7 protein-coding genes are annotated in these 6,609 nt (G+C 57.8%); all 7 read right to left on the bottom strand.

Annotated features, from left to right (window positions below):
- Positions 1–802, bottom strand: an 802-nt coding sequence (gene lpxB / locus FEM54_RS21090) for a lipid-A-disaccharide synthase (RefSeq protein ID WP_138452823.1), incomplete at its 3' end; no start/stop codon positions are given.
- A 2-nt stretch (positions 803–804) separates the two neighbouring features.
- The gene (gene lpxA, locus FEM54_RS21085) at positions 805–1,581 is read right to left on the bottom strand and encodes an acyl-ACP--UDP-N-acetylglucosamine O-acyltransferase (RefSeq protein WP_138452821.1); all 777 of its coding nucleotides are present in this window, start codon (positions 1,579–1,581) and stop codon (positions 805–807) included.
- Positions 1,578–2,018, bottom strand: coding sequence for a 3-hydroxyacyl-ACP dehydratase FabZ (gene fabZ / locus FEM54_RS21080; RefSeq protein WP_003172281.1), 441 nt, complete (start codon positions 2,016–2,018; stop codon positions 1,578–1,580). Before fabZ ends, lpxA begins: the two co-directional genes overlap by 4 nt.
- A 111-nt stretch (positions 2,019–2,129) precedes the next feature.
- The gene (lpxD, locus tag FEM54_RS21075; protein ID WP_138452819.1) at positions 2,130–3,185 is read right to left on the bottom strand and encodes a UDP-3-O-(3-hydroxymyristoyl)glucosamine N-acyltransferase; all 1,056 of its coding nucleotides are present in this window, start codon (positions 3,183–3,185) and stop codon (positions 2,130–2,132) included.
- A 3-nt stretch (positions 3,186–3,188) separates the two neighbouring features.
- Complete coding sequence (locus tag FEM54_RS21070; protein ID WP_003189173.1) at positions 3,189–3,692, bottom strand: OmpH/Skp family outer membrane protein; 504 nt, start codon at positions 3,690–3,692, stop codon at positions 3,189–3,191.
- 45 nt (positions 3,693–3,737) lie between these two features.
- Positions 3,738–6,128 (bottom strand): outer membrane protein assembly factor BamA, encoded by a 2,391-nt coding sequence (bamA, locus tag FEM54_RS21065; RefSeq protein ID WP_138452817.1) that lies wholly within the window; start codon positions 6,126–6,128, stop codon positions 3,738–3,740.
- Between the two features lie 74 nt (positions 6,129–6,202).
- On the bottom strand, positions 6,203–6,609 hold a 407-nt coding region (gene rseP / locus FEM54_RS21060; RefSeq protein WP_138452815.1), incomplete at its 5' end, for an RIP metalloprotease RseP.

Raw genomic sequence — 6,609 nt, 5'->3', positions numbered from 1 at the left:
CAATCAATACCGCATCACAGGCGGCAAGCGCCAGGTGCGACTGGCCGTCGAGCAAGGTCAACGGCAGATTGCGGCCTTCAAGCAACGCCTCGATTTGCGCACGCCGTTGCGGGCTGGCGCAAGGTAATACGAAACGCACGCCTGGCTTCAAGGCTTGAAGGCGTTCGGCAGCCTCGAAAAACACACTGGCCAGACGCCCGACTTCACCGCCTCGACTGCCCGGCATCAATGCCACCAGCGGACCGTCAGGCAAGCCCAGCTGGGCGCGCGCGGCGGCGCGGTCAGCTTGTAGCGGGATGGTGTCGGCCAAGGTATGCCCGACAAACCGCACCGGCACGCCCTTCTCTTCGTAAAACCTGGCTTCGAACGGCAGCAAGGTCAGCATCAAGTCGCAGCCTTCGCGGATCTTCAGCACACGCTTCTGCCGCCACGCCCATACGGACGGGCTAACGTAATGCACGGTCTTGATGCCGGCCTGACGCAACTTGAGTTCGATATTGAGGGTGAAGTCCGGCGCATCGATGCCAATAAAGACGTCGGGCTTTTCTTCGATCAGGGTTTGAATCAGCAGCTTGCGGCGCGCCAGCAACTCACGCAGTCGGCCCAGCACCTCCACCAACCCCATGACCGACAGGCGCTCCATGGGAAAGTAGGATGTCAGACCTTCGGCCTGCATGAGCGGGCCGCCCACGCCAATAAACTCCACCGCTGGATGCTGGGCCTTGAGCGCCCGCATCAGGCCAGCGCCCAGGATATCGCCGGAAGCTTCACCGGCCACCAGCGCAATACGCAGAGTAGCCATGATCAGCGGGTGATGCCGCGCGTCGATGCCTGGATAGAGTCGCGGAACACCGCGACTTCCGGGAACAACGCTGCTGGCTCGGTCAGTTCAGTCAGTGCCTGCTCAACCGTCAGCCCCTGACGGTAAACCGTCTTATAGGCGCGGCGCAGAGCGTGAATCGCGTCTTCACTGAAACCGCGACGGCGCATGCCTTCGAAGTTCATGCTGCGGGCTTCGGCAGGGTTGCCGAACACCGTGACAAATGCCGGAACATCCTTGCCAATCGCTGTGCCCATGCCGGAAAAGCTGTGGGCGCCGATATGGCAGTACTGGTGGACCAGGGTGAAGCCGGACAGGATCGCCCAATCGTCAACGTGCACATGGCCGGCCAGCGCCGTGTTGTTGACCAGGATGCAATGGTTGCCGATCACACTGTCATGGCCGATATGCGCATAGGCCATGATCAGATTGTGATCACCCAGCGTGGTTTCGGCACGATCCTGCACAGTGCCACGGTGAATGGTCACACCTTCACGGATGATGTTGTGATCACCGATTACCAGGCGTGTTTCTTCACCCTTGTACTTCATGTCCGGGGTGTCTTCGCCTACCGAGGAAAACTGGTAGATACGATTGTGTTTGCCAATGCGGGTCGGACCTTTGAGGATCACGTGTGGCCCGATGACAGTCCCCTCGCCGATTTCAACACCTGCGCCGATGATCGACCAAGGGCCGACCTCAACGTCGGCGGCCAGAATGGCCGACGGATCGATGATTGCGCGAGGGTCAATCAAACTCATAGTTTGCGTTCCGCACAGATGATCTCAGCGGAACACACCGGCTTGCCGTCCACCGAGGCCTGGCATTCGAACTTCCAGATCTGGCGCTTGCAGCTGATGAACTTGGCTTCCAGGATCAACTGGTCACCCGGAGTGACCGGGTTGCGAAAGCGCAGTTTGTCGGAGCCCACGAAATAGTAAAGCGTGCCGTCGGCAGGCTTGAGGTCGAGCATTTTGAAACCAAGGATACCGGCAGCCTGGGCCATCGCTTCGATAATCAGCACGCCCGGCATGATCGGATGCGCGGGGAAGTGACCATTGAAGAACGGTTCGTTGATGCTGACATTCTTGTAGGCACGAATGCGCTTTTCCTCGACATTGAGGTCCACTACACGGTCCACCAGCAGGAACGGGTAACGGTGAGGCAGGTATTCGCGAATCTCGTTGATGTCCATCATTTCGGGGGGAAGCCTGTAATAAAGATTGGGGGCGGGCGAACTAAACGCACGCCCCGCTAGCAAATCAAGGAGGCAGTCTAGCGGCTGTGCACACTTGATATGGAAATGGTATCAGCCTTCTGATGAAGCATTACCGCCAGGGGTCACGTCCTCGACACGCTTTTCGACCTGCTTGAGGCGTCGGGCCATGTCGTCGATCTTGCGCAAACGTGCCGCACTTTTGCGCCATTCAGCCGCAGGCTGCATGGCCGTACCGGAAGAGTAGGCACCCGGCTCGGTAATCGAGTGGGTCACCATGGTCATGCCGGTGATGAAGACGTTGTCGCAAACTTCAATATGCCCCACCAGCCCAACGCCACCGGCGAGCATGCAATGCTTTCCGATCTTGGTACTGCCGGAGATACCCACGCACGCCGCCATGGCGGTGTGATCGCCAATCTGCACGTTGTGGGCGATCTGGATCTGGTTGTCGAGCTTCACGCCGTTACCGAGCACGGTATCGGCCAAGGCCCCGCGATCTACAGCGGTGTTGACACCGATTTCCACGTCATCGCCGATCAATACGCCGCCGACCTGGGCAATTTTGTGCCAGATGCCTTTGGCGTTGGCAAAACCGAAACCTTCGCCACCGATCACTGCGCCTGACTGAATGACCACCCGCTCACCAATACGCACGTCGTGGTAAAGGGTGACGCGAGGCGCCAGCCAGCCATCGGCGCCGATTTCACAGCGCGCACCGATAAAGCAATGAGCCCCCACCGTGACACCGGCAGCAATGCGCGCACCACTCTCGATCACGGCAAACGCGCCAATGCTGGCCGCAGGGTCAACCTGGGCATCATCGGCAATCACGGCCGACGGGTGAATACCAACCGCCGCCCTGGGTTTCGGATCGAACAGGTGCGACGCCCGGGCATACGCCAGGTAAGGGTCGGCAACCACCAGCGCATCCCCGGTAAACCCTTCGGCGTCAGCGGCCTTCAGCAACACGGCTGCGGCTTGGCTGTCGACCAGGTATTTACGGTATTGGGGATTTGCGAGGAAGCTCAACTGAGCTGGGCCAGCCTCCTGCAAAGTGGCTAGCCCAGTGATTTCTTTCTCCTTGGAGCCACGCAAGGTGGCCCCCAGGAACTCGGCCAACTCGCCGAGCTTGATAGTCGCGGTCATGGCTTACTTCAGCTGGTTCATGCGCTCGATCACCTGGCGGGTGATGTCGTATTGAGGCTTGACGTCAATCACGGCGCCGCGCTCGAACACCAGGTCAAAGGCACCTTTCTTGATGACTTCTTCCACGGCGCTGTCGAGCTTAGGCTTGAGCTGCTTGAGCATTTCACGGTCAGCAACGGCTTTGGCTTCGTTCAGCTCCTTGGACTGGAACTGGTAGTCGCGGGCCTTTTGCTTGAATTCAAGCTCCAGACGCTCACGCTCGCCTTGCTGCATTTTGTCGCCACCGGCTACCAGACGATCCTGGATACCCTTGGCACTGCTTTCCAGAGTCTTGAGCTTGGTCAGTTGCGGACCGAACTTCTTCTCGGCATCCACGGCGTAACGCTTGGCCGCGTCGGATTCCAGCAGGGCCATCTGATAGTTCAGGACGGCGATTTTCATTTCGGCGAAGGCCGGGGTGGTTACCAGCACGGTGGCCAGCAGAACCAATTGAGTCAACTTACGCACGATGTACTCCTACAGAATCCGTTGTCGTTATCTTGGGTCAGACGCTTAGAACGTCTGGCCGAGGGAGAATTGGAAAATCTGGGTTTCAGCGTTATCCGGTTTCTTGATCGGCATGGCCAGAGCAAAGCTCAATGGGCCAAGTGCAGTCACCCACGTCACACCTACACCTACGGAACTGGCGAGGTTGGTCAGACTGACGTCATTGCACTGGGTGTTGGACACAGAACCAGGAGTCGGGTTGTTGACCTGTTGGCACTTGGAGTCAAACACGTTACCCACGTCCCAGAAGACCGAAGTACGCAGCGAACGCTGATCCTTGACGAATGGCAGCGGGAACAGAAGCTCGGCACCACCCTGGATCAGTACGTTACCACCGAATGCCAGAGCGTCATTGTTGGAGTCAGGGAGCGTGCCTTGGTTACCGGTTACCGCTTGACCACGACTCGGCGTACCACGCGGGCCCAAGGTACTGTCCTTGAAGCCACGAACCGAGTTGAAACCGCCTGCATAGTAGTTCTCATAGAACGGCAGACCACTGGTCGAACCATAACCGTCGCCATAACCCAATTCGGTGTGCAGGCGCACGGTGTAGTTGTCGCTCAGCGGCTGGAACAACTGGCCACGGTAGTCGAGCTTGAAGAACGACAGGTCGCTGCCCGGCGTGGTGGCTTCAGCAGTCAGGCTTTGGGAATGGCCACGTGTCGCCAGCACACCTTTGTTCAGGGTCGATTCCGACCAGCCAACCGACGCCTTGAAGTTCAGGAACTGGTCACCTTCACGGCGCACGAAGTCGAAAATCTCATCCGTGGTGTACACACCGGTCTTGATTTTGTCCTGTTGCGCAGTAAAACCGAAGGTCAGACGCGAAGTCTCGCTGATCGGGTAACCGATGTTGACACCGGCGCCGAGGCTGTCGATCGCGTAGCTGGCAACGTCAACGTTCAGGTCTTTGTAGTCGGTGGTGCGGTAGAAGGCGTTGTAGCCCAGGCTCACACCGTCAGCTGTCCAGTAGGGGTCGACATAACCGAAGTTATAGCGGCTCTGGTATTCGCTTCGGGTCAGGCCGATGGAGACCTTGTTACCGGTACCGAGGAAGTTGTTCTGGGTGATCGAACCACCGAGGATCAGACCGGCACTCTGTGCAAAACCGACGCTGGCAGTGATCGAACCCGAGGCCTGTTCTTCAACGGCGTAGTTCACGTCAACCTGGTCATCCACACCCGGTACGGCCGGGGTTTCGACGTTGACTTCCTTAAAGAAGCCCAGGCGCTCAAGACGGGTCTTGGACTGGTCGATCAGGTAAGTCGACGCCCAGCCACCTTCCATCTGACGCATCTCACGACGCAGCACTTCGTCCGCAGACTTGGTGTTGCCACGGAAGTTGATGCGGTTCACGTAGGCACGCTTGCCTGGGTCGACAACGAAGGTGATGTCCACGGTGTGGTCTTCGTCGTGCGGGGTCGGCACGCCGTTGACGTTGGCGAAGGTATAGCCTTCGTTACCCAGGCGACGGGTGATCAGTTCGGACGTGGTGGTCATCAGCTTGCGCGAGAACACCTGGTCTTTCTGCACCAGCAACAGCGACTTCACCTGGTCCTCAGGGACTTTCAGGTCGCCGCTGAGCTTGACGTCACGCACGGTGTATTTCTCACCTTCGTTGACGTTGACGGTGATGTAGACGTGTTTCTTGTCCGGGGTGATGGACACCTGGGTCGAAGCGATATCCATGTTGATATAGCCACGGTCCAGGTAGTAGGAACGCAGACGTTCCAGGTCACCGGAGAGTTTTTCACGGGCGTACTTGTCATCGTTCTTGAAGAACGACAGCCAGTTGGTGGTCTTGAGTTCGAACAGGTCGATCAGGTCGTCATCAGCAAACTTGGTGTTACCCACCACGTTGATGTGCTGGATCGCCGCCACGGTGCCTTCGTTGATCTTGACCTTGAGGCCAACACGGTTACGAGGCTGCGGAATCACTTCGGTTTCCACGGACGCGGAATAGCGACCCTGGGCGACGTACTGACGTTGCAGTTCGTTACGCACACCCTCGAGGGTGGCGCGCTGGAAGATCTCGCCTTCGGCCAGGCCGGATTGCTTGAGACCCTTCATCAAGTCTTCAGTGGAGATCGCCTTGTTACCCTCGATCTCAATACTGGCGACGGAAGGTCGCTCAACGACAGTGATGACCAGGACCTTACCTTCGCGACCCAGTTGGATATCTTGAAAGAACCCGGTTTTGAACAGCGCACGAGTGGATTCCACCAGGCGACGATCATCCGCCTGTTCCCCGACGTTCAACGGCAAGGCACCAAAGACGCTACCGGCGGAAACCCGCTGGAGGCCGTTGACGCGAATATCGGAGATAGTGAAGGACTCGGCGTGAACTTCGGCGATCATCAATACGGTGAGAACCGCAGTTAGCAGCAGACGTTTCATGAAGTCCTTTCTTATTCCAACTGGCAATAAACAAACTGCCGCAAAATGCGGCAGATTCGCAATTCAGCGAAGCGTTACAGTCGTCCCAGATCGTTGACCAGAGCTAACAACATCACTCCAACCACCAAACTGATACCGATCTGTATCCCCCAACCCTGCACCCGATCCGACAAGGGGCGACCACGCACCCACTCGACCAGATAAAACAACAGATGCCCCCCATCCAATACTGGAATGGGCAGCAAATTCAGAACTCCAAGGCTAATACTCAGATAAGCCAGGAAATTCAGGAAATCCGCGACACCCGACTGGGCAGAAGCGCCCGCCACTTTAGCAATGGTTATCGGTCCACTCAAGTTTTTTACCGAGAGCTCGCCGAACAACATTTTCTTGAGCGATTCGAGGGTCAGCACACTCATGGTCCAAGTGCGTTTTGCACCCTCGCCAATCGCCGCCAACGGCCCGAAGCTGACCTCCCGCA

This window comes from Pseudomonas edaphica (genome assembly GCF_005863185.1).
Classification (GTDB): Bacteria; Pseudomonadota; Gammaproteobacteria; order Pseudomonadales; family Pseudomonadaceae; genus Aquipseudomonas; species Aquipseudomonas edaphica.
Note: the sequence above shows the minus strand (reverse complement) of the source record. Positions and strands in the feature narration are given on the sequence as shown.

Excerpts from the sequence above, each read along its gene's own strand:
- lpxA (WP_138452821.1), bottom strand. The coding sequence starts at position 1,581 with ATGAGTTTGATTGACCCTCGCGCAATCATCGATCCGTCGGCCATTCTG.
- lpxD (WP_138452819.1), bottom strand. The coding sequence starts at position 3,185 with ATGACCGCGACTATCAAGCTCGGCGAGTTGGCCGAGTTCCTGGGGGCC.
- bamA (WP_138452817.1), bottom strand. The coding sequence starts at position 6,128 with ATGAAACGTCTGCTGCTAACTGCGGTTCTCACCGTATTGATGATCGCC.
- fabZ (WP_003172281.1), bottom strand. The coding sequence starts at position 2,018 with ATGATGGACATCAACGAGATTCGCGAATACCTGCCTCACCGTTACCCG.